This window comes from Thalassospira profundimaris (assembly GCF_003326795.1).
Taxonomy (GTDB): Bacteria; Pseudomonadota; Alphaproteobacteria; order Rhodospirillales; family Thalassospiraceae; genus Thalassospira; species Thalassospira profundimaris_C.
The window spans coordinates 154,444-181,404 of record NZ_JPWI01000005.1; the positions used below are offsets into that span (position 1 = coordinate 154,444).

Genomic DNA, 26,961 nt, shown 5'->3' on the forward strand with positions numbered 1-26,961 from the left:
GCCTATCATTTTTATTATCAATAGCCATCGACAGTTCCCCGCCACATCAACTTTCCTGAGGCCCATATGCCTTCGCCCATCCTGACTGCGACAACGCGCATTGCGCTGCCTGAATGCGCCGCCCTGATCCGGCAGACCGCAGATTATTACAAAAGTCATGATTGCGATGTGCAGGGTGATGACACCGCGACACGCATTTCGGTTTCAATCGGGCATATCGAATTGCGAAGCGACAAGGACGGGCTTGATATAGAAGTCGGTGCGACGACCGAAGTCGGCGTGGTGCAGATGAAGGCCGCGATCCTTTCCCTGCTTCAGGGGGCGGCACCGGGCACCAATATCGATTGTCGCTGGAAAGGTGCGGGGCAAGGCAATGGCAAGCTTCCGAACTTTCGTGAACTGACGGTGGGCAAGATCACGGATTTGTCCCCGCATATGCGCCGTCTGCGTTTGCATGGTGTTGATCTGGGTGCTTATGATCAGGATGGCATCCATGTGCGTCTGATGATCCCGCCACGCGGCAAACCCGATCCGAAATGGCCGACCCTTGCCGAAAACGGTCTGCCGGTCTGGCCAAGCGGCGAGGACACCGTGGAACAGCGCGTCTATACCATTCGCGGCATGGATGCGAATGCCGGCTGGATTGATGTCGATTTCGTCATGCATGGTGATAACGGGCCGGGGGCGTCCTTTGCCCTTCATGCATCCGAGGGCGACCTTGTTGCCATGACCGGACCGCTTGGTAATGAATTGCCCGACGCCGACTGGTTCCTGTTTGCAGGTGATGAAACAGCGCTTCCGGCCATTGGGCGCTATCTGAATGAAATGCCTGAACATGTGACGGGGCACGCCCTGATCGAGGTCGGGAGCAAGGATGACATCATCCCGGTTGCCACCAGAAGCCGGATCAAAGTCACCTGGCTTTTGCGTGACAGTGTCGCGGAAATCACCCACAGCCTGATCCAGGATGCGATCCGCGCCATTGATGTGCCCAAGGATAGTTGCAAGGTCTACTGCTGGGCCGGGGTGGAGCAGGGGGACTACAAGCCGATCCATACCTACTGGCGCAAGGAACTTGGTCTGTCGCGCGATGACTGTGTCGCGATGACCTTCTGGCGTAAAACCGGGGCCTGATTGATCAGTCGGGGCGTCTGGTTGCGACCGATGCATGAAGGCGGGGGGCAAACCGGGCAATGGCATCGTCGAGTTCAATCAGGATTTCACCCATACGCGGATCATTGGATTGTAGCGTTCCGGCTTCTGATTTTTCCCGAAGCTCGGTAATCGCCCGGATCAGTTCCAGACTGGTTGGCGTGGCCTGTGCTGCAATCGCCCTGGCCTGATTGCCGATCATCTGGCGTGTGTTCACAAATGCAGCGATTTCCTCCGCCTTATCCGGGTTTTGGTCACGGCCTTCGGGATCAAGCGCATATTTAAGGGACAGCCCGGTCATATGCGATTTATCGGCAAACAGGGCTGATGTGATGATGCGAAAGCCGATAATGTCTCTGGCCAGTGCGGCGCGATTTTCCGGGGTTGCCAATTGGTCAAAGGCAAACAGATCGGCGTTGAGCTCGTCGTTGTGGCTTTTGACATCCTCATCCCCAAAATGATCAGGCTTGCAGTGGCGCACTTCATGATAGATCAGCCAGCGATATGTCAGTCCGGCGCTGGTTTCATAGGACAGATGCGGCCCGAACCAGCCACGCATTAATTGTGCAAAAATCTCATTGCCGCTTTCAGGGGTGATATTGGCCGGAACAAAAATCTGGCAGGACGCAATCGGTTTGCCATTCTTGCGCCCAGTCACGGTAAAGGGGGATCGTGGCAGGCTGGCAAAGGTGGCGTCCGGATCCCTGATATTGCCAAGGCCAAGCGTTTCATCCATGCGTGCCAGAAACGCCGCCCGATTGGCAAAGACAAACAGATCAATATCGCCAAACTGCAAAAGTTCCGCGGCGATGCTGTCCGTTGTCCTGTCGCTGACAGTTAAGCGTGCTTGTGCCTGTGCCTGTGCCTGCGCGGATACGGTGACCGCGCACGCCAAACTTGCCGTCATCAGGATTGTGATCAGGGAAAGATGAAATCTGTTCATGCCGTGATTATGGCTGCGATCACGCCCGGAGACGATAGTAAACCACGGGCAAGGCCATTTGGTCCCGATAGCCCGGATGATCCGGATCGAGATCAGGCCTCGGCGCGTTGACCGGTGCGTTTGCGCTCTGGCCCGAACAGGCAGGTCAGGATCAGGATGATCCCCGAAATGGTGGCAATCATGCCCGCGGCACTGACTGCAAAGGGGGACCCGAACCAGCCCGGGCCGTATCCGGCAAAGACATATCCCAGAATGGCCGAAATGGTAGCAAAGATGACCGACCAGCCCACCTGACGGCCAAGCTGATTGGTCATCAGGCGCGCACTGGCTGGCGGGCAGACAAACATCGCAATCACAATGATCGATCCGACCGCATCAAACGCCGCCACGGCGGCAATCGCGGTGGCCACAACCAGTGCAAAGCTTAAAAGTCTGGTACGAATGCCGATTGCCTCGGCAAAGGCCGCATCAAAGGTCGAAATTTTCAGTTCTTTCCAGAACAGCAGAATGAACAACCCGATCCCGACCAGAACGATGGCAAGGCGTGGCAATTGTGGCGGCAGGGTCGAAAGGGCAACAGGATCAAGAAGCGATCCCCAGCCTTCGGCATCAAACCAGATCAGGCTTTCGAGATTGCCCAGAAGTGCGTGCTGCACATCGATATGTACCGAACTGGTATCGGTGATTTCCAGAAACAGAACACCAGCGGCAAACAGGGTGGTAAAGACCAGCCCCATTGCTGCCCCCGGCTCGACCCGGCCAAGACGTTTGACGATCTCGATCATCACGACCGCAACAATCGCGGCAACACCAGCACCCAGCATCATCGGAACGGCGGTGATTGTTCCGGTTATCAGAAAGGCCCCGACAATACCGGGCAAAACCACATGGCTGATGGCATCGCCAATCAGGGCCTGACGGCGCAGCAACAGGAAATTGCCCGGAAGCGCGCAGGCTACAGCGGCCAGAATGCCGATGACAATCGGGGTCAGGCTCAGCTGAACGAATTCCGCGCCAAGGGCCGTGATCAGATCATCAATCATGCCTTGGCTCCTTGCTGGGCTGCGATCATGCGATCAATCTCGGCGATCTGGTCGGGTGTCATCATCTGTTCAATCGGGGTCAGGCCGTCATAGCGTTCAATGGCGGAATCATCGGGCAGCATCCGACGTGCAATTGCCCAGCGCGCTTCGTCACGGGCGGCCTTCTGGGCGGCAATCCGGCCGCGTGCGGTGGCAACGCCGTCACGACGGATCATGCCCGACCGGCGCAGGATGCGGAGAGTTAGCCCGTCATAGATCGGTTCGCGACGGGCAAGCGACAGCAATCCCTGGCGGCGATGAACCCGGCGCTGAAAGCGTTGATGACGAAGGGCGGAAGCAAGCCCGCCGCGCAAGGGTGAAAACAGCGCTGAAAACAGGAAGAAACCAAACGCAATCAGAACAATGATCGGCCCGGTCGGAAGCGATGCCTCGGCTGCCGACAGAACAGCACCGATATAACCCGAAAGTCCGCCAACGATTGCCGCAATCCCGATCATCAGCCCGACCTGATTGGTCCAGAACCGCGCGGTTACCGGCGGAATGATCAGAAGCGCAACAATCAGGATAAGACCGACAATCTTAAGCCCGATCACGGTCACAATCAGGGCAAGCCCCATCATCGCCAGATCAATGTTGCGCACATTAACGCCCGTGGTCGCGGCATATTCCGGATCAAACGCCACAAGCGTCATCGGACGGCGTAACAGGAATACAAAAGCCGCAGCCAGCGCACCGGCAACGGCAATGGTTGTTGCCTCGGAAATCAGCATCCCGGCGGTTGAGCCAAGAAGGAAGTTTTCAAGCCCGGCCTGACGGCCCGATGACATGGTCTGGATCACTGTCAAAAGGACAATGCCAAATCCGAAAAACACCGAAAGCACCGCGCCAATGGCTGCATCCTCGGTCAGGCGGGTTTTGCGCGTGATCCATTCGACCATCAAAAGCCCGATGGCTGATGAAATGGCTGATCCGATGATAAGCCCCGGAAGCCACCTGCCATCACTGCCGAACGCCACCATGATCATGAAGGCAATCCCGACCCCGGGAAGGGTGGCATGGCTGATGGCATCGGAAACAAGGGCGCGTTTGCGCAGAAAGATAAATGCCCCGGCACTGCCGGCAGACAGGCCAAGCAACCCGGCACCGATGGCGACAAGGGCGCTGTTATATCCGGCCTGAAGGAACAGGGCGCTTATGAAATAATCCAGAAAACTCATGTCGGGGTCCCGGGGGTCTGTCTGGCGTCTCGGTTTTTCGTGGCGTGTCTCAGGCCAGATGCAATTCGTCGATATGGGTGGCGGCCAGACGTCCGCCATAGGTTTCCTGAAGGTTTTCGGCCGTAAAGGTGGTTTCGACCGGACCTTCGGCAATGCGTCGGACATTTATCAGAAGCACGCGGTCAAAATATTCCGGCACGGTCGAAAGATCGTGATGCACGCAGACAACGGTGCGCCCTTCGGTCTTTAATTCCTTAAGTACGGAAACAATCGCGCGTTCGGTGGCGGCATCGACCCCGGCAAAGGGTTCATCAAGCAGATAAAACTCGGCATTTTGTGCCAGGGCGCGCGCAAGAAACACGCGCTGCTGCTGACCGCCGGAAAGCTGGCCGATCTGGCGGTCAGCGAAATCTGCCATGCCAACGCGTTCCAGGCATTCCATGGCCTGTTCACGGTGGCGCGATTGCCACAAACGGAACAGCCCGACCGATCCGTAAAGCCCCATCAGGACAACATCAATGACGCGGGCGGGGAAATCCCAGTCAACGCTGGCGCGCTGGGGCACATAGGCTACCCGGTCGCGGGCCTCGGCAAACAGTTTGCCAAATATCCGGACTTCACCAGACAGGCGCGGCACAACACCAAGCGCACCTTTAAGGAATGTGGATTTGCCCGCACCGTTCGGACCGATGATCGCGGTCATGGATCCGGCCGGGATCGAGGCATCCACCGAAAAAACCGCCGGCTTGTTGCCATAGGAAACCGTCAGCCCGCGCACGGTAAGCGGTGCATCCTTGGGCGCGACATCAAGTATCTTGCCGGACTCTGCAACCAGTTTGGCATTGCTCATGGGGGCTTCCTTGTTTCCGTGTGCGTGCGTGGTTTCGGGGACGCTAGAATATCATTGTCTCACGATGCTGCGGCCAGCTTGCCCTGAAAACCGCCTTCTGGGGCATTACCACCAAGGGCGCGGGTGATCAGGGTGACGTTGTGATCAATCATGCCGATATAAGTGCCCTCATACGTACCGGGTTCACCCATTGCATCGGAAAATAGCGTGCCGCCAATCACGACCTTCTGGTCGCGGGCTTCGGCCCCTTCGATCAGGGCGCGCACATTGCGTTCCGGGACCGAGCTTTCGACAAATACGGCGGAAATCTTGCGATCGACAATGGTGTTGACCAGTTCCTCGACCCGGCGAAGGCCTGCTTCGGATTCTGTTGAGATGCCCTGAATGCCCAGAACTTCGAAATCATAGCCGCGCCCGAAATAGCTGAATGCATCATGCGCGGTCAGAAGAACCCGGCTTTTTTCCGGCACGGTGACGGTCACGGTCTTCATGTAATCGATCAGCTTTGCGATATCGGCAACATGCTTGTCCGCATTGGCGCGATAGGTGGCTTCGCCTTCCGGATCGGTCTTGATCAGGGCATCGCGCACCGCATAAACAACGGTTTCCCACAATTGCGGATCCATCCAGACATGCGGGTCATAGCGCCCCTCATATTCGGCATGGCTCAGACGTTTTGATTTGTCGACGGCTTCGCCAACCGCGACGACATTGCGGCGCTTTTCCAGATCAAGGAAGAATTCTTCAAGCTGCGCTTCAAGATACAGTCCGTGCCACAGAACCAGATCGGCACGCGCCATGGCGGCAATATCGCTTCGGGTCTGGCGATAGGAATGCGGATCAACACCGGGACCCATCAGCGCCTTGACCTCTGCACGATCCCCAGCGACCTGGCGGGCGGCATCGGCAATCATCGAGGTGGTGGCAACCACATTGATCGGTTTGGCTTTCGCATGACCAAGGGTGCTCAGCGCTCCGAAAACAAGGAGGCCTGCGGTCAGGAACAGGGTGCGGGCGGATCGGAAAAGGCTCATTGACGGTCCTGAAAGCAAATTGAAATCACTCCAGCAAATATCCACTATTTATGTGCGGACTTTTAAAGTTAGTCAAGGCTAAATTGATTTTTGCAATCTTAGTTGTTATGAAGGGTTTCGGGACAGATTTTGGAGAGATCAATGGGCGACGATACGGCGGTTAACCCGCGTCACAACAAGGCCGAAGTCTTTGCCCGTTTGCGTGATGCGCATGCCCGCGAAGTGACCGAGGATTATGTTGAAATGATCGGTGACCTGATCGCCGAGGAAGGCGAGGCCCGCTCTGTCGCCCTTGCCGAACGCTTTGGCGTGACGGCGGCCACGGTCAATAACACCATCAAGCGCCTGGAGCGCGACGGCTTTGTCACGTCCCGTCCGTACCGGTCAATTTTCCTGACAGAAAAAGGCGAAACCCTCGCCAAAAAATGTCGCGAACGCCACCGGATCGTCTATAACTTCCTAGTCTCGATTGGCATCGACCCCGAAATCGCGGAATTCGACGCCGAAGGGATCGAGCACCATGTCAGCGAAGAGACGTTGAGGGTGTTTGAGAAAGTAGCCAAAACCTGAGCTGTTTGTTTTGGCGCGAAGGCTGAAAGCATCGCGTCTGCACAAATAAACAGGTTGGTTGAATTACTTGGGAAAATGGCGGAGAGGGTGGGATTCGAACCCACGGTACTATTGCTAGTACAACGGTTTTCGAGACCGCCCCGTTCGACCACTCCGGCACCTCTCCGCATGTGTGGTCTTGGCGTTCGACGCGGTGTTTAACGGTCCTCGGGCGATATTGCAAGAGGGAAAACGCAAATTCGGTGACTCTTTTGCGCTTTTCGCATATTGCCCTGATCTGGCGGCGCCTCTGCCAACAGGCGCGGTTGAAAACGATCTTGTCGATTGTCGCGGGGCGTTTGGCTGCGGTTTGGGGCTGCGTTGGTTCGCTTTACCGGAAAGCCGGGTTTTATGTTGGCGGCAATGAATGGTGAGCGCTTGCGCCAAGCCATGCATTTTATACAGGGCACGCTCCCTGCTAATTGGGGGCCAATTGCCGGGGAACTTGCGGGTTTGCATCGCTTTGCAGTTGACTCGGTGGGCCAAAAAAGGTAATTCACCCGTTCTTCGCAGCGGTTCGGTATCTGTTAGCAGCGGCACCGAGCTGCGCGTTTGTGTTTCCAGAATGTTTTTCAGGAACTTTTAGATGTACGCAATCATCAAAACTGGCGGCAAACAGTATAAAGTTGCTGCCAACGACGTTATCAAAGTCGAAAAGATCGCTGCCCAGGCTGGTGACACCGTGAAACTTGAAGAAGTTCTCATGGTTGCTGGCGACGGTGCGCCGAAAGTTGGTGCTCCGTTGGTCAAAGGTGCTTCTGTCACTGCAGAAGTTCTCGAGCAGGCCAAGGGCGACAAGGTGATCGTTTTCAAGAAAAAGCGCCGGCATAACTACCGTCGTAAAAATGGTCATCGCCAGAACCTGACTGTTCTGCGCATCAAGGACATCAACGCCTGATTTATCAGGTTGAGATGCAGTTTTAGGAGAGTTTCATGGCTCATAAGAAAGCTGGTGGTAGTTCGCGCAACGGTCGTGACTCCGAAGGTCGCCGTCTCGGCGTTAAAAAATTCGGTGGTCAGGCAGTTGTAGCAGGCAACATCCTCGTTCGTCAGCGTGGCACCAAGTTCCATGCCGGTGACAATGTTGGCCTCGCCAAAGACCACACCCTGTTTGCGACTGTGAACGGTTCTGTCCAGTTCAAGTCGGGCTTCAAGGGTCGTACCTACGTTACCGTCGTTCCGGCAGAGGCGTAAGCCTCCCGTCGGCTACGCCATACGTAGCAAGATTTTCGAGGGAGGAATGAGCAATCATTCCTCCCTTGTTTTATGTGTTATATGAATTTTACGCCCTGTTGATGCGCGATCACCGCGCGCCGGGGTGCCAATATCCAAAAAGCGGGCGCAGCCCAAAGGACCGGTTATGAAGTTTCTCGATGAAGCCAAGATTTATGTGCGCAGTGGCCGCGGCGGTGCCGGTTCGGTCAGCTTCCGCCGTGAAAAATTTATCGAGTATGGTGGCCCGGATGGCGGTGATGGCGGTCGCGGGGGCGACATCGTTCTTGAGGCGGTCGAAAACCTTAACACCCTGATCGATTTCCGCTATCAGCAGCATTTCAAGGCCGAAGTCGGCATGCATGGCATGGGCCGTCAGCGCACCGGTCGGTCAGGCAAATCCATCACGATCAAGGTCCCGGTCGGCACACAGGTTTTGGCCGAAGACCGTGAAACCCTGATTGTAGACATGATCGAGCCGGGGCAGACCTATATGCTCTGCCGTGGTGGGGATGGTGGTCGTGGCAACACCCATTTCAAATCCTCCACCAACCAGGCGCCGCGCCGTGCCGAAGAAGGCTGGCCGGCCGAGGAAATGTGGGTCTGGTTGCGTCTGAAGCTGATCGCCGATGCCGGTCTGGTCGGTCTGCCAAATGCCGGGAAATCGACCTTCCTTGCCGCATCCTCGCATGCGCGTCCGAAAATCGCCGATTATCCTTTCACCACCCTGCATCCGCAGCTTGGCGTCGTCAGCATCGATGACAAGGAATTCGTTCTGGCCGATATTCCCGGCCTGATCGAAGGGGCTTCCGAAGGCAAGGGCATCGGGACCCGTTTCCTTGGTCATATCGAACGCTGCGAAGTTCTGGTCCATCTGATCGACTGTGCCGAGGAAGACCCGGTCGCAACCTATCAGACCGTGCGCGAAGAGCTTGAAAGCTATGCCGATATCCTGATCGACAAGCCCGAGATCGTTGTTCTGTCCAAGGCCGATCAGCTCCTGCCGGAAATGGTCGAGGAACAGCGCCAGATCCTTGAAAAGGGCATCGGCAAAAAGGTCTATGTGGTTTCCGGTGTGACCCAGCAGGGCATCAAGGATATCCACCGTCAAATTCGTGCCTATATCGATGGCGAACGCGAACGCCGCATCATGGAAGGTCGCGAGGATGAGGGGTTCCAGCCGTGAGCACCCAGCACGCTTCGTTAAGTGATGCAAAACGCCTGATCATCAAGGTCGGCTCGGCCCTTCTGGTCGATGAAAATACCGGCAAGCTGCGCCGTGCCTGGCTTGAGGCACTGGCAGACGATATCGCCCATCTCCGTGAACGCGGGGTCGAGGTGATTGTGGTCTCCAGTGGTGCGATTGCCCTTGGGCGTCGTTTGCTCGGCCTTGATCACCGTACGATCAGCCTTGCCGACAAGCAGGCCGCTGCTGCTACCGGCCAGATCAGCCTGTCACAGGTCTGGCAGGAAGCCTTGGGCCGCAACGGCCTGACCATGGCGCAGGTGCTGGTGACCCTTGAGGACATGGAAGGCCGTCGGCGTTACCTCAATGCGCGCGGCACGCTCAATGCGCTTCTGGCCCGTGGTGCGGTGCCGCTGATCAATGAAAACGATACGGTCGCGACCGAGGAAATCCGCTTTGGCGATAATGATCGTCTTGGCGCCAAGGTTGCCCATATGATCTCGGCCGATACGCTGGTGTTGCTGTCTGACATCGACGGTCTTTATACCGCCGATCCGCGCAAGAACCCGGATGCGACCCTGATCCCCGAAGTCCGCGAACTGACCCCGGAAATCTTTGATATGGCGGGTGTCGCGCCGACCATGTACAGCTCCGGCGGGATGGTCACCAAGCTTCAGGCCGCTGAAATCGCCATGAAGGCCGGGTGCCGCATGTTTATCGCACGTGGCACCATCTATCATCCGCTGAAAGCCCAGCTTGACGGCGCACCCAATACCGTCTTCCTGCCAAGCGAAAGCCCGCTTGCGGCACGCCGTCACTGGATTGCGACCTCGCTCAAGGCCACAGGCGCTATCATTGTCGATGCCGGTGCGGCCAAGGCAATGGCCGCAGGCAAGAATCTTCTGGCTGCCGGGATTACCGGTGTTGACGGCCGCTTCAAGCATGGGGATGCGGTGCGCGTCCTTGATGCTGATGGTGCAGAGATTGCGCGCGGTATCACATCCTATGGTGCGGAAGAAACCCGTCTTCTGATGGGCCATGCATCGGGCGATATCGAAGCCACCCTTGGCTTTACCCGTGGCAATGCCGTGATCCATTCCGATGATCTGGTGATGCTCGGAAGTTAGACCATATCGTTATCTGATGATCAAAGGGGATGCGTTTGTGTCCCCTTTTTTTATGCCCGGGTTTGTCTTGGTCAGGCAGTCATAAAAAAAAGGCCGCCCGCTTTTACAGGGGCAGCCTTTTTAACGGTGGCACTGAAGTTCGGAACGAACTCAGGCAGCCTGATCAGCAAGAGCACGAGCCATCTGGCTCAGGGCTTCCTGATGTTTTTCATGCTTGATGCTCGCGAAGTTGCGCGCCAGCTCAAGGCACATGCGCTGACGTGCGTTAAGCTCGGTTTCCTGATTGCCATCAAGGCCTTCGTAGAAATAGCTGACCGGAACACCCAGGACTTGGGAGATTTCATACAGACGACCGGCAGAGATACGGTTGATACCGCGCTCATACTTGTGGGCCTGCTGGTAGGTGACGCCGATCAGGTCGGCCATCTGCTGCTGGGAAAGGCCCAGCATGATGCGACGTTCACGAATACGCTGACCAACATAACGATCAGTGTCAGTAGCGCGGTTTGCGCGCTTCGGTTCTTCGAGTTCAGCAATCTCAGTCATTTTATAATCCGTTATCAACCGCCAGTTATAGATCCCCACTTTGGATGCTGTTGAGCTTGTTTGATTTATGCCCAATGACCACCCCGTCGCAGCACCAAATTAGCGCTGCGATTTGATGACCCGTATCTGAACTTTGGTCAGATAATCTTTACAGCAATCCGCCAGAAGCTAGCTATATAGGTCAATTGAGCTGTCTTTGTCTAGTGCAGAAGGCGAAAAAAAGACGTTGGTTTCTACGCTGTATGGTTTGGAGTGCCGTGCATAGCTGGCATGCATTTCCTGAATGACCGGCGGTTGCAAAAGGTTTTCCTGAGGTAAAAGTTGCCCCAAAAGCTGGGTCCAGAATGCTGCACTGCCCACAAGATCATGGGGTTGCAGCCACGCGCCACCATTCTGCGTGATTTCCCTGACAGGCGAAATGCGCGCAAGTTGTTGGTGTCCGATCCCGGCAGGACCATCCGTTCCGGTACTCGCAGACGGATTCCTGCGGGCCGGTTGCATGGGTATCGGAGTGATCGCGGTCATGTCATTTTAGCGTTCGGGGTTAAAAACTGCCTGTCTTGTTCGGGACTCCATGCGTTTCCGGTCTATACCCGGCAAAAATTGCCGCCTTGCGGCGCTGCCGGGCGGGTTAAAAGGGTTAACAAAAAGTTTATGCAGGATTGGTGCCGTATTGGCGGTTGGGTCGAGTCACATCTTGGCGATCCTGCGGTTGGCACAGCGTGAAGAACAACCGCGCGATCAGGGGCGTTGGCAACGCCCCTTGATATCGGGATGCAGGCAACAAAAAAGGCGAGGTGCCTTTGGCAACCCCGCCCCTGGAAATTCCGTGATCGGTCTGATCAGATCTTATTTGTCGGTTTTGCCACCTGCCAGGCTGTTAAGCTGCGCCTGCATGGCTTCAAGCTGGCTTTTCAGCTCATTGAGCGAAGCATCGGACTGCGCGCTCGCCGGGGCTGCTGGCTTGGTCGGTGTCGCACCTGGCTGGCCGCCATTTTCATTTTCCTGCAGGAACGGCGAGAACATCTTCATGGTCTGTTCAAACAGCGCGATGTTCTGCTTGTTCATTTCCTCGAACTGGCCAAACGGGAAAATGCCCTGCATGGTGCCCTGCATATATTCGCGCATCTGTTCCTGATTGTGTCCAAAGGCGCGCATCGCCTGTTCAAGATAGCTTGGCACAAGCCCCTGAAGGCTGTCGCCATAGAACCCGATCAATTGACGCAGGAAGCTGATCGGCAAAAGGTTCTGCCCCTTGTTCTCTTCCTCGACGATGATCTGGGTCAGAACCGGACGGGTAATGTCCTCGCCCGATTTGGCGTCATAAACCACAAAGTCGGTATTGTCCTTGACCATCTGGGAAAGGTGATCAAGCGTCACATAGGAACTGGTCGCGGTGTTATAAAGGCGACGGTTCGCATATTTCTTGATTACGATGCGGTCCTGATCATCTGATTTCTTGGTGGTCATGGCGTTTTTCCTGCTTCCCTGTTTCCCGGACGTTCGTCTGGCGAACTTGTTTGGCGATGTATTTCGCCTGATTTGCGTGTGCACAATTTACGATGTTGCGCAGCATTTTCGATTTTGCATTCGCTCAGAAGACGACAAGAGTGCCGCGATTTTTCCAATGTGTCCAGTATTCAACGCGAAGTGCGGTGCGAAAAACAACTTGCGATACGGTTTGTTGCTGCGCAGCACGGGATTTCCTTTCCCCCGCCGGGTAACGATCTATAGTATTTCCTGATACAAAGGCTTCTCATCAGGGAACAAAAAAGGTGTCGCCAATGACCACCGACCCGGATCACCCCGACAGCCCGGACCAAAGTGACGGGCCGCCATCATCATCCGATGATGAAATACTCGAACAGCTCGCCACCCGTTTTCTCGCCCTGTGGCGTGAACAGGTCGCCGCGACCGCCGATGGCGCCGATGCGGCAAGTGCCATCGGGCGTCTTTATGCATCGCTCGGTGCCGATACCACGCGCATGGGCGAAGGGTTCGAAGCCTGGGGCAAGCTGATCGGGCAGATGGCCATGGGCCAGCCGGTCAATGCCGGTACGTTCAACGCTGGTGCGGCAAATGCTGGTCTGGGCACGATGGGGGCTGACAATCCGTTTGCCGGGGCGATGGGCAATGCCAATCCGCTGATGGCGATGATGGATCAGATGGCAAAGGCCGCGCGCGACCTGCCAACCCAACCGTTCCCGGGTGCCATGCCGTTCCCGCCCAATATGGCAGCGATGGCAGGCATGACCGGTATGAAAAGCATGACCGGGGCAGGAAGCGATAAGGGCGAGGCCCCGTCTGCAACACCGTCCGCAACACCGCCTGCGAACGGCGCCGGTACAGATGCTGACAGTGCCGGTGAAACGCCATCGACCAAAAGCACGAAAAAGACGCGCGCTGCAAAAAATGCTGCAAAGGGGCAGGGGAAGAATGATCAGTCCACTGAAACAAAAGCCGCTTCCACCAAAAAGACAAAGCAAGAAGCGGGCGGGGCCAAGGCCGCTTCCGATGCACATGGCAGTCGAGATGACGAGCTGGCTCAGCTCGCGCGCCGCATTGCCGATCTTTCTGAAACAATTGCTGCCCTGGAAGCCGGAACTGAAGGAACAGGCGGAAAGCCTCCTGAACGAGATTGAGGCCTTCCATCCCGATGACATTGCCCAGGCGCTTGATCGTGTTGCCTTTGACCGGCATGCCGGGTTTCATGACGGCGTGCGGGCCTATCAGCGCCATCCCTATCAACGGCCGCGGGATGACGTGCGCAAGGACATCCCCGTCATCTGGGAAGACGGATCGACCTGCGTTTATGATTATGGCGGGCTGACCCCGAAAAAGGATCAGAAACCGGGCAAGATTGTCCTTCTGGTCCCGTCGCTGGTTAATCGCGGCTATATCCTTGATCTCAATGAAAAGCGCAGCTTTGCCCGCTATCTTGCCAAATGTGGCTATCGGCCGCTTCTGGTCGAGTGGGGCTATCCCGGCATGGACGAGGCCAATTTTGGCCTTGATGATTATATCGCCGCCCGTCTGGTCACTATCCTTCAGGATGTCGCTGACATGAATGGCGGCCCGGTGCCGCTGGTCGGCTATTGCATGGGCGGGGTTCTGGCATTGGCGGCAACGCTTCTGGACCCGGCACAGGTGTCAAAACTTGTCCTGCTGGCAACGCCATGGGACTTCATGGCCGCCGGGCCGACCCAGTCGCGTATTGCTGCGGCCTTTGCGCCATCGCTTCCCCATATGCTGGCCATTCACGACACCCTGCCGGTCGATGTACTGCAAAGCCTGTTTGCCAGCCTCGATCCCTTCATGATCGGCGAAAAGTTCCGCCGCTTCGAAAAAATGGCATCCGCTTCGGCCAAGGCTCAGGACTTTGTCGCCCTTGAAGACTGGCTGAATGATGGCGTGCCCTTAACACGCCGGGTGTCGATTGATTGCCTGATCGGCTGGTATGTGGAAAACAAACCGGCCAAGGGCGAATGGCAGATTGACGGGATCGATATCAACCCGGCGGATTTGTCCTGTCCGGTGCTGGCAGTCATTCCGGAAAATGACCGCATCGTTCCGCCCGAAAGTGCGCAGGCCCTGTTTGATGTCTTCCCGGAAGAATTGCGGACCGAGCTTCATCCATCGGCCGGTCACATCGGCATGATGGTCGGCTCGCGCGCGGAAAAATCAACATGGGAACCGGTGACAAAATGGCTCGCCGGGCCATGATCGCTGCCTCAACCCGGCGACACAGTCACCCCGGTGTATCTGTCACCAGTTCATCGGATTTGCGATCCCACCGGATGGTCAGGCGGGCCAGAAGGGCGATGATGATCAATGTCAGGATCACCCGCCCGACCAGCACCACCCAGATATCTGCACCAAGGGCCAGCATGATCGCCGTATCCTCGATCAGGGAATGCGACAGCGACAACCAGCTCAGCGACAGGAAAAGTGTACGCGGCGGGTAATTGTTCTTGCGCGCATCATCAATGATCAGCGCCCCGCCAAATGTAAGACCCAGCAACACGCCAATGGTCGTGACCGGTGCAACTTCACGCGACAGGCCCGAAACCCGAAGGATCGGTGACAGGGCAAGGGTGAATTTGTCGGTCAGGCCGGTGACCTTCATGACATCAAGCACAACCAGAAGCCCGGTAATCACCACAAAGCTGACAATCAGTGATTTGATGGTCTGAACGACCCAGTCACCCCATCCGGCAAGGCCGGTTGCGGCTTGGGCAACGTCGCTGCCTGCCATCCATGAAAAATCAACCGGTTCGGACAGCCAGCCGGTCATATTGCTGACCCATGTCACCAGCGCGCCATACCCGATGGCTGCCCCGACCCGAAGGGCGGTGGTGGCAATCAGGCTGGCACCGGCACGTTTGACAATCGCCTGTTCGACCGGAAGCCCGTGGGCAAACAGCATCATGGCGCAAAGTGCGCTCAGCTGCGCGGCGGTCATATCAAGATGGGCCGAAAGCCCGATGAATGCGCCAACCGCCCCATACATACTGACCAGCGCACAGGTCGCCCAGATGATCCCGGCTTCTGGCGGCAGTCCGATCAACGCCATGACCGGGGTCAAAAGATCGGACGCCACTTCAATCGCGCCAAATTCCTCGGCAATGCGGACAATGATCATCACCGGCAGCATGACCTTCACCAGGGTGACAAAAAGCTGCTGGCTGCGATTGATCAGATGAAAAACATAACGTTGCATGGCGCGTGTCATCGGGGCTTCTGTCCATCGTGCAAGATCCGCCGCATGCCGTTCGGGCGTCGGGCGGGTGGGGCCTGTCGGGGCGATCAAAAGTCGTCCCGGCATCTCTGGGGCAAAGATGCCGGTCTGTCCATTACGTTCTTTGACAGGCTTTTCAAACCTGTCGGCGATAATTCGTCGCTGGTGGGCGAGGGTGTTTGACAGCGCCGATCATGCCACGCGCAACGGCACGATGGTCGGCGAATTTGCGTAAAGATGCGCAATATAGAAGCGCAGAGTGATGAAATAGCGCTGCCAGATTGCGCAAAGGCCCCGCAAGCAGGGATCAAACACCCGGAAGGGGAGATATGATGTCGGGTTTCCTGAAAGCGCGCCAAAGGCGATTACGAAAGCAAGGAGGCATATTCTTCATCGGTGCGTCGGCGGCTTTTGGTGCGCTGATTGATGTTCGCAGACGGCAATGAAATCGACCGGTTGATCACCAGAATATGTTCTTCCAGCAGCGCCTGGGCATCATCAAACAGGCGGTTCGCCATCAGGTCGCGCATCTGCGTATGCTCGGCAAAGGATCTTTGCCAGAAATCCCCTTCGCCCGATTGTAAATGGGCACGCAAAGCTTCCAGCGCAGTCGCCGTCAGATCATAAGCCTTTTCCAGATAACGGTTACCGGCGTGATGCAGGATTACCCGGTGATAGGCACTATCCGCGCGGCTATAGAGTGTGAATTCATCAACATCAATAGCATGCTGCATTTGCGCGATCGCAGCGGAAAGCCCATGCACAAGACCGTCAGGATCACGCGCCAGCGCACTGCCAAGCGCCTCGCGCTCCAGCATTGCGCGGAAATGGCTCATTTCTTTGACTTCCTGCGGCGTGGGTGTGAACACATAAGTCCCTGCCTGCGGCACAATGCTGACCAGTCCCATGTCGCGCAGGTCTGTGAATGCCGCGCGGACAGGCGCTTTGCTCATGCCAAGCGCACGGGCAATCTGTTCCTCGGACAACCGTTCGCCAAATTCCAATTTGCCCGACACGATTGCATCGCGAAGTCGTTCACAAGCTTCCTGAGTGAGCGACACGGCACTCTCCTTCGAATTTCAGATCAGTTGCGTGATGGCACCATTTGCCATCAATCCCATGATTTTGTTCGGCTATCAAACACCAAAAAAACAATGTTGACAAGGAATTAAAATTCTAGAATTCTAGAATGACAATTCAACGATACCTGATGCCGACGAACCCCGAAGAGGTCCATATGTCTCGCTTCCGCCTACTCACACCCGATGCCCAATATCCGGACGATGCGCAGATCGAGCGCCGCACATCTGGCGACCAGGTCGATTGGGATATTTACCGGGAACGTTTACCTGAAAACATTCCGGCCGATGTGCTGGGCAAGTGCGATGCGATGGTTGTTTGGCATGAAATGCCAGTCACCCGTGCGGTGATTGCAAAGCTTGATCGCTGCCGGATCATCGTGCGTGCCGGTGTGGGTTTTGATCACATTGATCTTGATGCGGCAGCCGAGGCGGGCATTCCTGTGTGCAATACGCCGGACTACGGCACAAGCGAGGTCGCCGATCATGCCATTGCCTTGATGCTGACCATGCGCCGTGGCATCAACTCCTACCACAGGAACCTGATGGACTCGCCGCGCGTCGGTTTTGACCACGCCCGTGCTCCGTTACTGGCGCGCCTTCGCGGTAAAACATTCGGGGTTGTTGGTCTTGGGCGCATTGGCATTGCCGCAGCACTGCGGGCAAAGGCATTTGGCATGCGCGTTCTGGCATACGATCCGCTGGTGTCCAGGGGAACGGAAATCGCCGTCGGTGTTGACCGCTGTGACCGTCTTGAAGATCTTCTTTCGCAAAGTGATGTGGTCAGCTTGCATTGCCCGCTGACAACCGAAAGCCACAAGATGATCAATGCGGAACGGCTGGCCTTGATGCAGCCCCATGCACTTCTGATCAACACTGCACGTGGCGCAATTGTCGATATTGACGCTTTGCTTGATGCCTTGCGCAGCGGCACGATAGCCGGTGCCGGTATTGATGTGCTACCGGTAGAGCCGCCAGCACCTGAAGACGCCATTGCCCTGGCCTATGCCAATGGCAAAGACCCGATTGTTGGCGAAAGACTGTTCTTGACGCCTCATGCCGCATGGTCGAGCCCGGAAAGTGTCGCTGATGCCCGCCGTCTCTCGGTTGAAACGGCGATGCAATATCTGCGGGACGGCTCGCTGCGTAACCTCGTCAATGCACCGGCGCAAAAACGTTTCAGTGGCGCAGCCTGATTTTGGCGCGCCCTGCAATCCTGCTTACGAAATGGTCCAAAGGCATGGGATCACCAAAACATGCCGTAAACAGGGAGGAAAATATAATGAAACGAACACATCTGAAAATAGCTCTCGCCGTCCTTATGCTTAGCGGCACAGCCGCAACAGCTCAGGAATTTGATCTTACTTTCCAGTCGGTTGATCCGGCCGGAAATCCCAACTTCGCTATTCAGAAAGAATGGACCGAACGCGTTCACAAAATGTCGGGCGGGCGCATTGCCATTGAACTTCTACCCGTTGGCTCGGTCGTGGAATATAACGAAACTCAGGAAGCTGTCGGTGCCGGTATTCTCGATGGTCATGTCACCGATGTAAGCTATTTCTCTGGTAAGGACCCGGCATTCGGTCTGATCGCCAACCCGATCGGTGCATGGGCCTCGCCCGACGAAATGTTCCGCTTCATCAATTATGGTGGCGGGTACGAGTTGATGAACGAACTTGAAGGGCCCTATGGCCTGCATTTTGTCGGTGCGACGACAACCGGCCTTGAAGGTTTTGTTTCTGACCGTCCGCTGGATGGTGTTGCCGATCTTAAAGGTCTGAAAGTCCGCGCACCCGAAGGCCTCATTCAGGAAGTCTTTGCCGCCGCGGGGGCTGTCCCGGTGAACCTGCCTTATTCCGAGGTTTACACGTCCCTTGATAAAGGTGTGATTGATGCCGCCGATTCCACGGTGTTCTCAACCAACCACCAGCAGGGCCTGCACAAGGTCGCAGTTCACCCCGTCTATCCGGGTTTCCATTCCATGCCGCTGGTCGAAGTGGCCATGAACCTCGAAAAATGGAACTCGATGCCCGAAGACCTGCAAGAAATCATGACCGTTTCGGTACGTGACTTTGCCCAGGATGCGGTGGCCAGACTGTCAATGAATGACCTGAAAGCGGTGGCAGAAGCCAACGCAGATCCTTCGATCACCGTGCATAACTGGCCGGCAGAAGAACGCGCAAAATTCCGCGCTATTGCCATGGGCCAGTGGTCAAAAGTCGCTGCAAGCTCCGAGAATGCGCAAAAGGTCTATGACTTGCTGACCGAATATCTGAAATCCCAAGGTCTCTTGAACTGACAGGATGCTTCCGGGCGCAGGTGATGCGCCCGGACCTCTCCCCGATCATCACTCCGCTTGAAACGATTGGTCCGCCATGTCAGTGCTTCCCGATCATACCCCTGCCACGCCCGATTTCCCCCAATCGGATAAACCCCAATTGGAATATCTGCCACAGGCCGGTTGGCTTGGACGCGCCATCACCGTTGCCGCACGTGCTTTTGCGATTTGTATCATCGCAGCCATGGCGATCCTCGTCATGGAGGTTTTCCTGCGCTACGTGTTCAACCGACCGACCGTGTGGGCACATGAGACAACCATATTTCTAAGTGCCGTCACCTTTATCTTTGGCGGACTTTACTGTGTTGCACGGAACACGCATATCCGCGTTGTCCTGATCTATGATGTCGTCAGGTCGTCTGCGCGCCGTGCGCTTGACGTCGTTATTTCAATCGCCTGCCTGGGTGTCAGTCTGTTTTTCGCATGGGCATCTTGGCTGATGGCGAAAAAGGCGATGTTCCGTCCGGATGGCAGTTTCTCTCTGGAAACCACCGGCAGCGCCTGGAACTCACCTGCGCCCGCAGTTTTGAAAATATTCCTGCTCTGTGTGCTCGTTGTCATGAGCGTCCAGTTTCTCATCCTCACTTTCAATTACGCACGTGGCCCCAAAGCGCCACAAGGGTATGACGATGTTTGACCTTCTTGATCTTGGACTGAACCTCAAGGCGCTGGGAATCGGCTGGGGAACATTGCTGATGTTCGCCCTTCTGGTCGGATTTCTCCTGACCGGTGCGCCGTTGGCAATGGTGACGCTGTTTGTCGCGCTGATCTTTGCGGTGGGCTGGTTTGGGCCAGGCTCGGTGCCTTTGATCACCAGTCGCGTTTACAGTTTCGTCTCATCCTTTGTGTTTGTCTCGGTGCCGATGTTTGTGCTGATGGCAGCGATACTTGATCGTTCCGGGATTGCGCGTGACCTGTTTGACGCGATGAAACTCATTGGTGGCCGCCTTCGTGGCGGGGTCGCTGTTCAGACGATTTTCGTTGCCGTCATCCTTGCGGCAATGAGTGGCATCATTGGCGGTGAAATTGTGCTGCTTGGCCTCGTCGCCCTGCCACAGATGCTGCGCCTGGGCTATAACCGGCGTTTGGCAATCGGCGTTGTGTGTGCTGGCGGATCGCTGGGCACAATGGTGCCGCCCTCCATCGTTTTGATCATTTACGGTTTGACCGCGAATGTCTCGGTTGGAGATCTTTTTACAGCAGCCTTCCTGCCGGGTTTCATGCTGGCGGGGCTCTATATTGCCTACATTTTGCTGCGTTCCTATCTTGATCCGAACGCCGCCCCGCCCACACCGGTAGAACGTGTTTCGCTTCGCGATAACTTGCCGCTGCTGCGTGGTCTTGTTCTGCCGTTTCTGGTCGTTTTTTCCGTACTGGGATCAATTTATGGCGGCATCGCCTCGGTCACCGAGGCTTCTGCCATCGGCGTTGCCGGTGTCATCCTGTCCACGATTTTGCGCCGGGAATTCTCGTTTGGCATGTTGCTTGATGCGGCCCTGCATACGCTGGCAACAGTCGGCATGATCATGTGGATCGGCATTGGTGCAAGCGCACTGGTCGGTGTCTATAACCTGATGGGCGGCATCCGCTTCATATCACAGATGATCACCGGTATTTCGGACGAGCCGATGGTGATTATCCTGTTCATGATGCTGATCCTTTTCATTCTCGGCATGTTTCTGGACTGGGTTGGCATCGCACTTTTGACCATGCCCATTTTCGTGCCGATCATTCTTCATCTTGGTTATGACCCGGTCTGGTTTGGCGTGCTGTTTGCCATGAACATGCAGGTCTCTTTCCTGACACCGCCTTTCGGGCCCGCCGCGTTTTATCTGAAAAGCGTAACCCCGCCCGATATCACTCTTGGCGAGATATTCAGATCCCTTGCGCCGTTCATTTGCCTTCAGGTGCTGGCCGTTGGTCTTCTGGTCCTTTTCCCGGCAATCGCAATTTACTAGCACACTATTTCCAGGTACCGACATGACACGCAATTTAGACGGCGAGTACGATTACATCATCATTGGCGCCGGGACGGCCGGATGTGTGCTTGCAAATCGGCTCAGCGATAATCCTGCCAACCGTGTTCTTCTGATTGAGGCGGGCGGAAAAGATACCTATCCGTGGATACATATTCCGGTTGGCTATCTTTACTGTATGGGTAATCCGCGCACCGACTGGATGATGAAAACCACCAGCGAAGCGGGCCTGAACGGGCGCCAGCTGGCCTATCCGCGCGGCAAGGTTCTGGGCGGATGCAGCTCGATCAACGGCATGATCTATATGCGCGGTCAGGCTGCGGACTATGACGGCTGGGCGCAGATGGGCAATACCGGCTGGGGCTGGGATGATGTGCTTCCCTATTTCATCCGCTCGCAGGACCGCCCGGGTGGTGACGGTCAAATCCACGGGCAGGGCGGCGAATGGAAAGTTGCCCGCCAGCGCCTCAAATGGGATCTGCTCGATGACTTTCAGCGTGCTGCCCAGGAAATGGGGATACCGCCGACCGATGATTTCAACAGCGGCGACAATGAAGGGGCCGGTTATTTCGAGGTCAACCAGAATGGCGGCCGCCGCTGGAGTGCCGCGCGTGCCTTCCTTAAACCGGCTCTCAAACGCCCCAATCTGCGCCTGTTAACCCATGCCCATGTTCAAAAGATCACGTTTGAGGATGGCCGTGCGACGGCTGTGAAAATCTTGCGGGGCGGTGTGGTTCATACTGCCTCGGCCAAGGCAGAGATCCTTCTTGCCGCCGGGGCGATCCATTCGCCCTTGCTGCTTGAAGCGTCGGGCATCGGGCAGGGTGACCGTCTCAAAAATGCGGGCATTGATGTGTATCGCGATATGCAGGATGTCGGCGAAAATCTTCAGGATCATCTTCAGCTGCGGATGGTTTTCCGCGTTGAAAATGCCCGCACACTTAACCAGATCGCCAATTCCTGGTCGGGGAAGATCGGCATGGCGGCAAGCTATTTGTGGAACCGCTCCGGCCCCTTGTCCATGGCCCCGAGCCAGTTCGGGATTTTCACCAAAAGTCGTCCCGAAATGGCAACGCCGGACCTTGAATATCACATTCAACCACTATCAACCGACAAGCTGGGCGAACCGCTCCATCCCTATCCGGCTGTGACGGTATCGGTGTGCAACCTGCGCCCGGACAGTCGGGGTTCTACCCACATCTCGAACGCGGGCCCGTCTGCGCATCCCGACATTTCACCACGCTATCTAACTACAGACAGTGACGTCGATATTGCTGTGCGCGCACTGCGCCAGGCGCGGCACTTGATGACCATGCCAGCTTTGGAAAAATATGCGCCGACCGAAAATTTGCCCGGTGCGGACATAACAGATGATGCCAGTCTGGCCCGTGCCGCTGGTGACATTGGTACAACCATTTTCCATCCCGTCGGAACTTGCCGTATGGGCGTTGATGATGACGCGGTGGTTGACCCGCAATTGCGGGTGCGGGGTGTGGAAGGTTTGCGGGTCGTTGATGCGTCCATCATGCCGCGCATTGTATCGGGAAATACCGCGACACCGGTTGTGATGATTGCGGAAAAAGCCGCTGACATGATCTTGCGCTCTGCCTGACAGCGCATTTGAAAGACCATTTTTTCGAAAAGGATTGAATTATGAAGTTTCTCCGCTACGGACCGATTGGGGGCGAAAAGCCCGGATGCCTCGATCAGGAAGGAAACATCCGCGACCTTGGCGCTCTGATTGCCGACTTTACGCCTGAAACCGTGACCTGCGAACAACTGGCAGCCTTGGCTGACCATGATCTGTCAGATTTGCCGATTGTTGATCCCGGCACACGCATCGGACCGTGCGTGGGGGCAGCGCGTAACTTTTATGCAGTCGGCTTGAACTATGCACGTCATGCTCGCGAAACCAACAATCCCGAACCCAGAGAACCGGTGCTGTTTTCAAAATCCACATCATGCATTTGTGGGCCAAACGATCCCATTATCTTGCCGCGGGGCTCTGTCAAAACAGACTGGGAAGTCGAACTTGGCATCATTATCGGCCGCCCGTGCAGCTATGTCAGCAAGGACGAGGCACTCGATTATGTTGCAGGTTTTTGTACGATCAACGATGTCAGCGAACGCGCCTATCAGATCGAGCGCGGTGGACAATGGATCAAGGGAAAATCAGCGCCGAATTTCGGTCCGATCGGTCCGTGGCTGGTAACAACTGACGAGGCAGGCGACCCTCAAAACCTGACCTTGAAGCTTTCTGTCAACGGCGAGACTGTGCAAAACAGCTCGACCGCCGACATGATTTTCCCGGTGGCAGAAATCATATCCTATATGTCTGGCTTCATGCGCCTTATGCCGGGCGATATTATCGCAACCGGCACGCCGGAAGGTGTGGGAATGGGCCTGACGCCACAGCGTTTCCTGCGGGCTGGTGATGTCGTTGAACTCTCGGTCGAAGGACTCGGATCCCAGCGCCAGACCGTTATCAGCTAGGCTGTGCGCAGAAAGCCCAAGTCGGGCCTTCCAAGCATTGGCAATCTTGTTTCGCTGGACTGACTTGTTCAGTCCAGCGGGATTTCTTGAAGTGGTGCCAGCCGATCCCGTCTAAATCCGGCATCTCTGACAATCGCCTGTTCAGCCGAATGCTTGTAGGACACAGCATCATGGTGCAAAGTCGCGCAATATGTCAGCGCAGTATTGTAATTCGCGCTTTGGAGTTGTGTGGCGATGGCCGAACTGGACCAGATTGATCTGAAAATCCTGCGCCAGTTGCAGGAAAATGCAGATATCCCCAACACGGAACTGGCCGAAAAGATCGGCCTTTCCCCCTCGGCTGCTTTGCGCCGCGTCGCCAAGCTGCGCGAAAACGGGGTGATCCGTAAAACCGTGGCTGTGGTCGATCCGGCCCATATCGGGCGTCCCCTGACCGCGGTGATCAATCTTGAATTTCACCGGCACGGGAACCACTACCGCAAGGACTTCATCACCAAGGTCAAAAGCCTTGCCGCTGTCCAGCAATGCTATCTGGTCACCGGCGAAGTCACGGGCGTTCTGGTTTTGCATATGCGCGACATGGCCGAATATACAGCACTCTGTGAAACGCTTTTTGACTCTGATGACAATATCGTCTGGTATCGCACCTATATCGTCACCGAAACGCTCAAGGATGATGTTACCATCGCGCCTTGATCAAAATCATGGACGTGCGGCGATCAAGTGGCTACTGCTTGGGGATCATGAAAAACCTTTTGCGCATCATCATAACCTTATCCCTGCTGGTTTTCACCAGCAGTGCGGTTTTGCGCGTTGGGGATATGGCGGTGGCAATGACCGGGAATATGACCGGGGCTGCGGCTTCCTTTGATATCGCCTTTGTGGCCCCGGACACTCTTGATCCGCGACATGACACCCGGAATGAAAAAGGGATGCGCGCCGCAAATGAGTGCACCGATTGTAGCAACATGTCAGGGGCGATTGCATCCTGCCAGTTTCTGTGCGCGATTGTTGTGATGCCTCATACGGTCGGGGTGGACGCGATTGTGCTGCCTGCGAGCACACGGGTGATTTTGCCTGCCCTTGATAGCGCGACCGGCCTGTCGCATGTGCCCGACCCGTCGCCTCCCAGATATCTTTCCTGATTTTACCTGCCTGCCCTGACGGGCAGCAGGCGTAATTTGGTGCCGTATACTGCCCCGGAACATGGGCGGATCGGCAGTCAATAAATCTGATTTTGGAAAGATTGTCTGATGACTTTCAAATCTTCCTTCTCTGCCACCCGGCGGGATTTCCTGTTGGGCGGGGCGGCGACCCTTGGGGTTGTTGCGGCCGGTGGTCTGTCCATGGCATCCGTGATTGGCCGTGCGGGCGCATCTGAAAATGCGGGTGGGGCGGTCAATATGCTGCTGCGTCCCGGTGCCGCACAGGCAAGCCTTGTGCCCGACCCGGCCTACCAGACCGCTGTCTGGGCCTATAACGGCATCGTGCCCGGTCCGGAAATCCGTGTGCGTCAGGGGCAGCGCCTTCATGCCCGGCTGGAAAATGCCCTTGCGCAAGAAACCACCATTCACTGGCACGGGATCAGGGTTCCCAACGCCATGGATGGTGTGCCCGGCCTGACACAAGCCGCCGTCAAACCCGGCGACAGCTTTGACTATGTTTTCGATCTGCCTGATGCGGGCACCTATTGGTATCACCCGCATGCCAACACGACCGAACAGCTTGGCCGTGGTCTTTACGGTGCCCTGATCGTCGAGGAGGCCGACCCGCTGCCCGTGGATCGGGAACTTGTCTGGATGCTGGATGACTGGCGACTGACCGAAAGCGCTGCAATCGATGACGGTTTTAATGCCATGCATGATGTCGGTCATGCCGGGCGGATCGGCAATGTGGTGACCGTCAATGGTGTGGCGCCAATGGGCACGTTCGGAGATGTGCCGGTACGACCGGGAGAACGCATCCGTCTGCGTCTGTTGAATGCGGCAAATGGCCGTATCTTTGCGCTGGATTTTGATGAACTGGCCCCGATGGTGATTGCCATGGATGGCCATCCAGTGACCCCGCATCGCAACGAGACGCCGTTGCTGTTGCTGGGACCGGGCATGCGGTTTGATCTGGTGATCGATATTCCGGTTTCGGGCAAGCCATCCTTTGCGGTCACGGACCGTTTTTATGAAGGGATGGAAAACGCGATCGCCCGTCTTGTGCCTTCCGGTACGCCACTGCGCGATCACGCCCCGGACGGGGATCTGGCGCTTAAGCCCAATTCCTTGCCCGAATCCGATCTTGGTCAGGCCGTCAAACATGACCTGATCTATAGTGGCGGCATGATGGGCGATATGATCCTGAGCCAAATGATCAGATCCGGTCACATCACCCCGGAAAAACTCAGTGCGATGGGCATGGAGTCTGCTGCCGGGTCCGGCATGGGCGGCATGGCCAACATGATGCGTTCGATGTTCGGGGCGGGCAATATCTGGGCGGTGAACGGGCGCGATCCCGACCGCGATGGCAACGGACCGCTTGTGACGCTCACGCGCGGTCAGACCTGCCATCTTACCCTGATGAATGCAACTGCATGGCTTCATCCGATCCACTTGCATGGTCATGCCTTCCGGCTGCTTGCGCGCAATGACGCGCCGGTACGCCATCAGCCATGGCTTGATACCGTGCTGATCGAACCGGGCGACCGGGTCGAGATTGCCTTTGTCGCCGATAATCCCGGTGACTGGCTGATCCATTGTCACATTCTCGAACACAAGGTCGGTGGCATGTCCGGTGTCATCCGCGTTCTTTGATCATCTCCGAGGAGAGATAAAATGCAGAAATCTATGAAAAATCACATGGTCCGCACGCTTGGTGCATTCGCCGTAGCACTCGCAAGTGCGGTGGCCCTGCCATCCTTTTCCGCCCATGCAGAAGGCATCGAGGCCAGAATTATCAAGAACCCCAATTGCGGCTGTTGCACCATGCATGGCGAATATCTTCGCGAACATGGCTTTGATGTCACGATCACCAACGATGAAAATGTCTATGACATGGCGACCATGATCGGCATCCCCGAAGACATGCAGGGCTGTCATCTGACCATGATTGATGGCTATGCCGTAAGCGGCCATGTTCCGGTGGAATCCATTTTGCGGATGCTCGAAGAACGCCCGGCGATTACCGCACTTACCCTGCCGGGCATGCCGATGGGATCGCCTGGCATGGGCGGTGCCAAAGAAGCCCCGTTTGAAATTTACAGTCTGAAGAACGGCAAGGCCGAAATCTATGAGCTAAGATAACGTCCTGAACGATGCAGGGCCGGGAAAGCATAGCGAACCCGGCCTTGCCAAATTGTGACAAATACCCGCCACCCCCTTGCGAATTTCGGGTATTAGGCACACACTCTTAATCACAGGTTATGCAAAGG

General features: G+C 56.2%; 27 protein-coding genes and 1 tRNA gene. 18 read left to right on the plus strand and 10 right to left on the minus strand.

The genetic code is table 11. From position 1 onward, the window contains the following. Nucleotides 1–66 precede the first annotated feature (66 nt). On the plus strand, nucleotides 67–1,134 hold the full coding sequence (locus TH30_RS09895) for a siderophore-interacting protein (RefSeq protein ID WP_114097927.1): 1,068 nt from the start codon (nucleotides 67–69) through the stop codon (nucleotides 1,132–1,134). A gap of 4 nt (nucleotides 1,135–1,138) precedes the next feature. Here the strand turns inward: TH30_RS09895 and TH30_RS09900 are convergent, their stop codons facing one another. The 5 genes from TH30_RS09900 to TH30_RS09920 form a co-directional block, all read right to left on the minus strand. Beyond that, entirely contained in the window at nucleotides 1,139–2,095 is a 957-nt protein-coding gene (locus TH30_RS09900; protein ID WP_114097928.1) for a hypothetical protein, read from the minus strand. Between the two features lie 92 nt (nucleotides 2,096–2,187). Next, complete coding sequence (locus tag TH30_RS09905) at nucleotides 2,188–3,138, minus strand: metal ABC transporter permease (protein WP_114097929.1); 951 nt, start codon at nucleotides 3,136–3,138, stop codon at nucleotides 2,188–2,190. Continuing rightward, a complete protein-coding gene (locus TH30_RS09910) occupies nucleotides 3,135–4,355 on the minus strand; it encodes a metal ABC transporter permease (RefSeq protein WP_114097930.1) in 1,221 nt (406 codons plus the stop codon). Before TH30_RS09910 ends, TH30_RS09905 begins: the two co-directional genes overlap by 4 nt. A 49-nt stretch (nucleotides 4,356–4,404) precedes the next feature. Continuing rightward, nucleotides 4,405–5,205 (minus strand): metal ABC transporter ATP-binding protein, encoded by an 801-nt coding sequence (locus tag TH30_RS09915; RefSeq protein ID WP_114097931.1) that lies wholly within the window; start codon nucleotides 5,203–5,205, stop codon nucleotides 4,405–4,407. 59 nt (nucleotides 5,206–5,264) lie between these two features. Continuing rightward, nucleotides 5,265–6,239, minus strand: coding sequence for a metal ABC transporter solute-binding protein, Zn/Mn family (locus TH30_RS09920; RefSeq protein WP_114097932.1), 975 nt, complete (start codon nucleotides 6,237–6,239; stop codon nucleotides 5,265–5,267). 141 nt (nucleotides 6,240–6,380) lie between these two features. Here TH30_RS09920 and mntR point away from each other — a divergent pair, with 141 nt between their 5' ends. Beyond that, nucleotides 6,381–6,809, plus strand: a complete 429-nt coding sequence (gene mntR, locus TH30_RS09925) for a manganese-binding transcriptional regulator MntR (protein ID WP_114097933.1) — start codon at nucleotides 6,381–6,383, stop codon at nucleotides 6,807–6,809. 76 nt (nucleotides 6,810–6,885) lie between these two features. On the opposite strand, the gene TH30_RS09930 is transcribed toward mntR, so the two are convergent. After that, nucleotides 6,886–6,975: transfer RNA gene (locus TH30_RS09930), tRNA-Ser, on the minus strand. Between the two features lie 459 nt (nucleotides 6,976–7,434). Here TH30_RS09930 and rplU point away from each other — a divergent pair. The 4 genes from rplU to proB all read left to right on the plus strand — a co-directional run bounded on the left by rplU (nucleotide 7,435) and on the right by proB (nucleotide 10,373). After that, nucleotides 7,435–7,746 carry a 50S ribosomal protein L21 gene (rplU, locus tag TH30_RS09935; protein WP_114097934.1) on the plus strand — a complete coding sequence of 104 codons (312 nt, stop codon included), beginning with the start codon at nucleotides 7,435–7,437 and terminating at the stop codon, nucleotides 7,744–7,746. 35 nt (nucleotides 7,747–7,781) lie between these two features. Next, complete coding sequence (gene rpmA / locus TH30_RS09940) at nucleotides 7,782–8,042, plus strand: 50S ribosomal protein L27 (RefSeq protein ID WP_008889409.1); 261 nt, start codon at nucleotides 7,782–7,784, stop codon at nucleotides 8,040–8,042. 166 nt (nucleotides 8,043–8,208) lie between these two features. After that, on the plus strand, nucleotides 8,209–9,246 hold the full coding sequence (gene obgE / locus TH30_RS09945) for a GTPase ObgE (RefSeq protein ID WP_114097935.1): 1,038 nt from the start codon (nucleotides 8,209–8,211) through the stop codon (nucleotides 9,244–9,246). Continuing rightward, entirely contained in the window at nucleotides 9,243–10,373 is a 1,131-nt protein-coding gene (gene proB / locus TH30_RS09950; protein WP_114097936.1) for a glutamate 5-kinase, read from the plus strand. Before obgE ends, proB begins: the two co-directional genes overlap by 4 nt. A 150-nt stretch (nucleotides 10,374–10,523) precedes the next feature. Here proB and TH30_RS09955 read toward each other — a convergent pair whose 3' ends face one another. Together TH30_RS09955 and phaR are read right to left on the minus strand one after the other, a co-directional pair. Beyond that, on the minus strand, nucleotides 10,524–10,919 hold the full coding sequence (locus tag TH30_RS09955) for a helix-turn-helix domain-containing protein (RefSeq protein WP_114097937.1): 396 nt from the start codon (nucleotides 10,917–10,919) through the stop codon (nucleotides 10,524–10,526). A gap of 849 nt (nucleotides 10,920–11,768) precedes the next feature. Beyond that, nucleotides 11,769–12,389, minus strand: coding sequence for a polyhydroxyalkanoate synthesis repressor PhaR (gene phaR, locus TH30_RS09965; protein WP_114097939.1), 621 nt, complete (start codon nucleotides 12,387–12,389; stop codon nucleotides 11,769–11,771). A gap of 314 nt (nucleotides 12,390–12,703) precedes the next feature. Here phaR and TH30_RS09970 point away from each other — a divergent pair, with 314 nt between their 5' ends. Together TH30_RS09970 and TH30_RS09975 are read left to right on the plus strand one after the other, a co-directional pair. Then, nucleotides 12,704–13,561, plus strand: coding sequence for a hypothetical protein (locus TH30_RS09970; RefSeq protein ID WP_114097940.1), 858 nt, complete (start codon nucleotides 12,704–12,706; stop codon nucleotides 13,559–13,561). Next, the gene (locus TH30_RS09975; RefSeq protein ID WP_258548680.1) at nucleotides 13,452–14,642 is read left to right on the plus strand and encodes an alpha/beta fold hydrolase; all 1,191 of its coding nucleotides are present in this window, start codon (nucleotides 13,452–13,454) and stop codon (nucleotides 14,640–14,642) included. The genes TH30_RS09970 and TH30_RS09975 overlap by 110 nt, the downstream gene beginning before the upstream one ends. A 25-nt stretch (nucleotides 14,643–14,667) precedes the next feature. On the opposite strand, the gene TH30_RS09980 is transcribed toward TH30_RS09975, so the two are convergent. Both TH30_RS09980 and TH30_RS09985 read right to left on the minus strand, forming a co-directional pair. After that, a complete protein-coding gene (locus tag TH30_RS09980; protein ID WP_114098051.1) occupies nucleotides 14,668–15,639 on the minus strand; it encodes a nucleoside recognition domain-containing protein in 972 nt (323 codons plus the stop codon). A gap of 383 nt (nucleotides 15,640–16,022) precedes the next feature. Further along, entirely contained in the window at nucleotides 16,023–16,718 is a 696-nt protein-coding gene (locus TH30_RS09985; protein WP_114097942.1) for a GntR family transcriptional regulator, read from the minus strand. Between the two features lie 176 nt (nucleotides 16,719–16,894). Here TH30_RS09985 and TH30_RS09990 point away from each other — a divergent pair, with 176 nt between their 5' ends. The 10 genes from TH30_RS09990 (at nucleotide 16,895) to TH30_RS10035 (ending at nucleotide 26,833) form a co-directional block, all read left to right on the plus strand. Further along, a complete protein-coding gene (locus TH30_RS09990; RefSeq protein WP_114098052.1) occupies nucleotides 16,895–17,932 on the plus strand; it encodes a C-terminal binding protein in 1,038 nt (345 codons plus the stop codon). Nucleotides 17,933–18,018: 86 nt separating this feature from the next. Continuing rightward, a complete protein-coding gene (locus TH30_RS09995; protein WP_114097943.1) occupies nucleotides 18,019–19,035 on the plus strand; it encodes a TRAP transporter substrate-binding protein in 1,017 nt (338 codons plus the stop codon). Nucleotides 19,036–19,174: 139 nt separating this feature from the next. After that, nucleotides 19,175–19,711 carry a TRAP transporter small permease subunit gene (locus tag TH30_RS10000; protein WP_258548681.1) on the plus strand — a complete coding sequence of 179 codons (537 nt, stop codon included), beginning with the start codon at nucleotides 19,175–19,177 and terminating at the stop codon, nucleotides 19,709–19,711. Then, on the plus strand, nucleotides 19,704–21,032 hold the full coding sequence (locus tag TH30_RS10005) for a TRAP transporter large permease (RefSeq protein WP_114098053.1): 1,329 nt from the start codon (nucleotides 19,704–19,706) through the stop codon (nucleotides 21,030–21,032). The genes TH30_RS10000 and TH30_RS10005 overlap by 8 nt, the downstream gene beginning before the upstream one ends. A gap of 22 nt (nucleotides 21,033–21,054) precedes the next feature. Continuing rightward, nucleotides 21,055–22,662: a GMC family oxidoreductase gene (locus tag TH30_RS10010; RefSeq protein WP_114097945.1), complete on the plus strand. Its 1,608-nt coding sequence runs from the start codon at nucleotides 21,055–21,057 to the stop codon at nucleotides 22,660–22,662. Between the two features lie 41 nt (nucleotides 22,663–22,703). Further along, nucleotides 22,704–23,543 carry a fumarylacetoacetate hydrolase family protein gene (locus tag TH30_RS10015; RefSeq protein ID WP_181850214.1) on the plus strand — a complete coding sequence of 280 codons (840 nt, stop codon included), beginning with the start codon at nucleotides 22,704–22,706 and terminating at the stop codon, nucleotides 23,541–23,543. A gap of 234 nt (nucleotides 23,544–23,777) precedes the next feature. Continuing rightward, the gene (locus TH30_RS10020) at nucleotides 23,778–24,239 is read left to right on the plus strand and encodes an Lrp/AsnC family transcriptional regulator (protein WP_114097946.1); all 462 of its coding nucleotides are present in this window, start codon (nucleotides 23,778–23,780) and stop codon (nucleotides 24,237–24,239) included. A 47-nt stretch (nucleotides 24,240–24,286) separates the two neighbouring features. Beyond that, nucleotides 24,287–24,688 (plus strand): hypothetical protein, encoded by a 402-nt coding sequence (locus tag TH30_RS10025; protein WP_114097947.1) that lies wholly within the window; start codon nucleotides 24,287–24,289, stop codon nucleotides 24,686–24,688. A gap of 108 nt (nucleotides 24,689–24,796) precedes the next feature. Then, complete coding sequence (locus tag TH30_RS10030) at nucleotides 24,797–26,344, plus strand: multicopper oxidase family protein (RefSeq protein ID WP_114097948.1); 1,548 nt, start codon at nucleotides 24,797–24,799, stop codon at nucleotides 26,342–26,344. Nucleotides 26,345–26,365: 21 nt separating this feature from the next. Continuing rightward, on the plus strand, nucleotides 26,366–26,833 hold the full coding sequence (locus TH30_RS10035) for a DUF411 domain-containing protein (RefSeq protein ID WP_114097949.1): 468 nt from the start codon (nucleotides 26,366–26,368) through the stop codon (nucleotides 26,831–26,833). The last annotated feature ends 128 nt before the right edge of the window (nucleotides 26,834–26,961 follow it).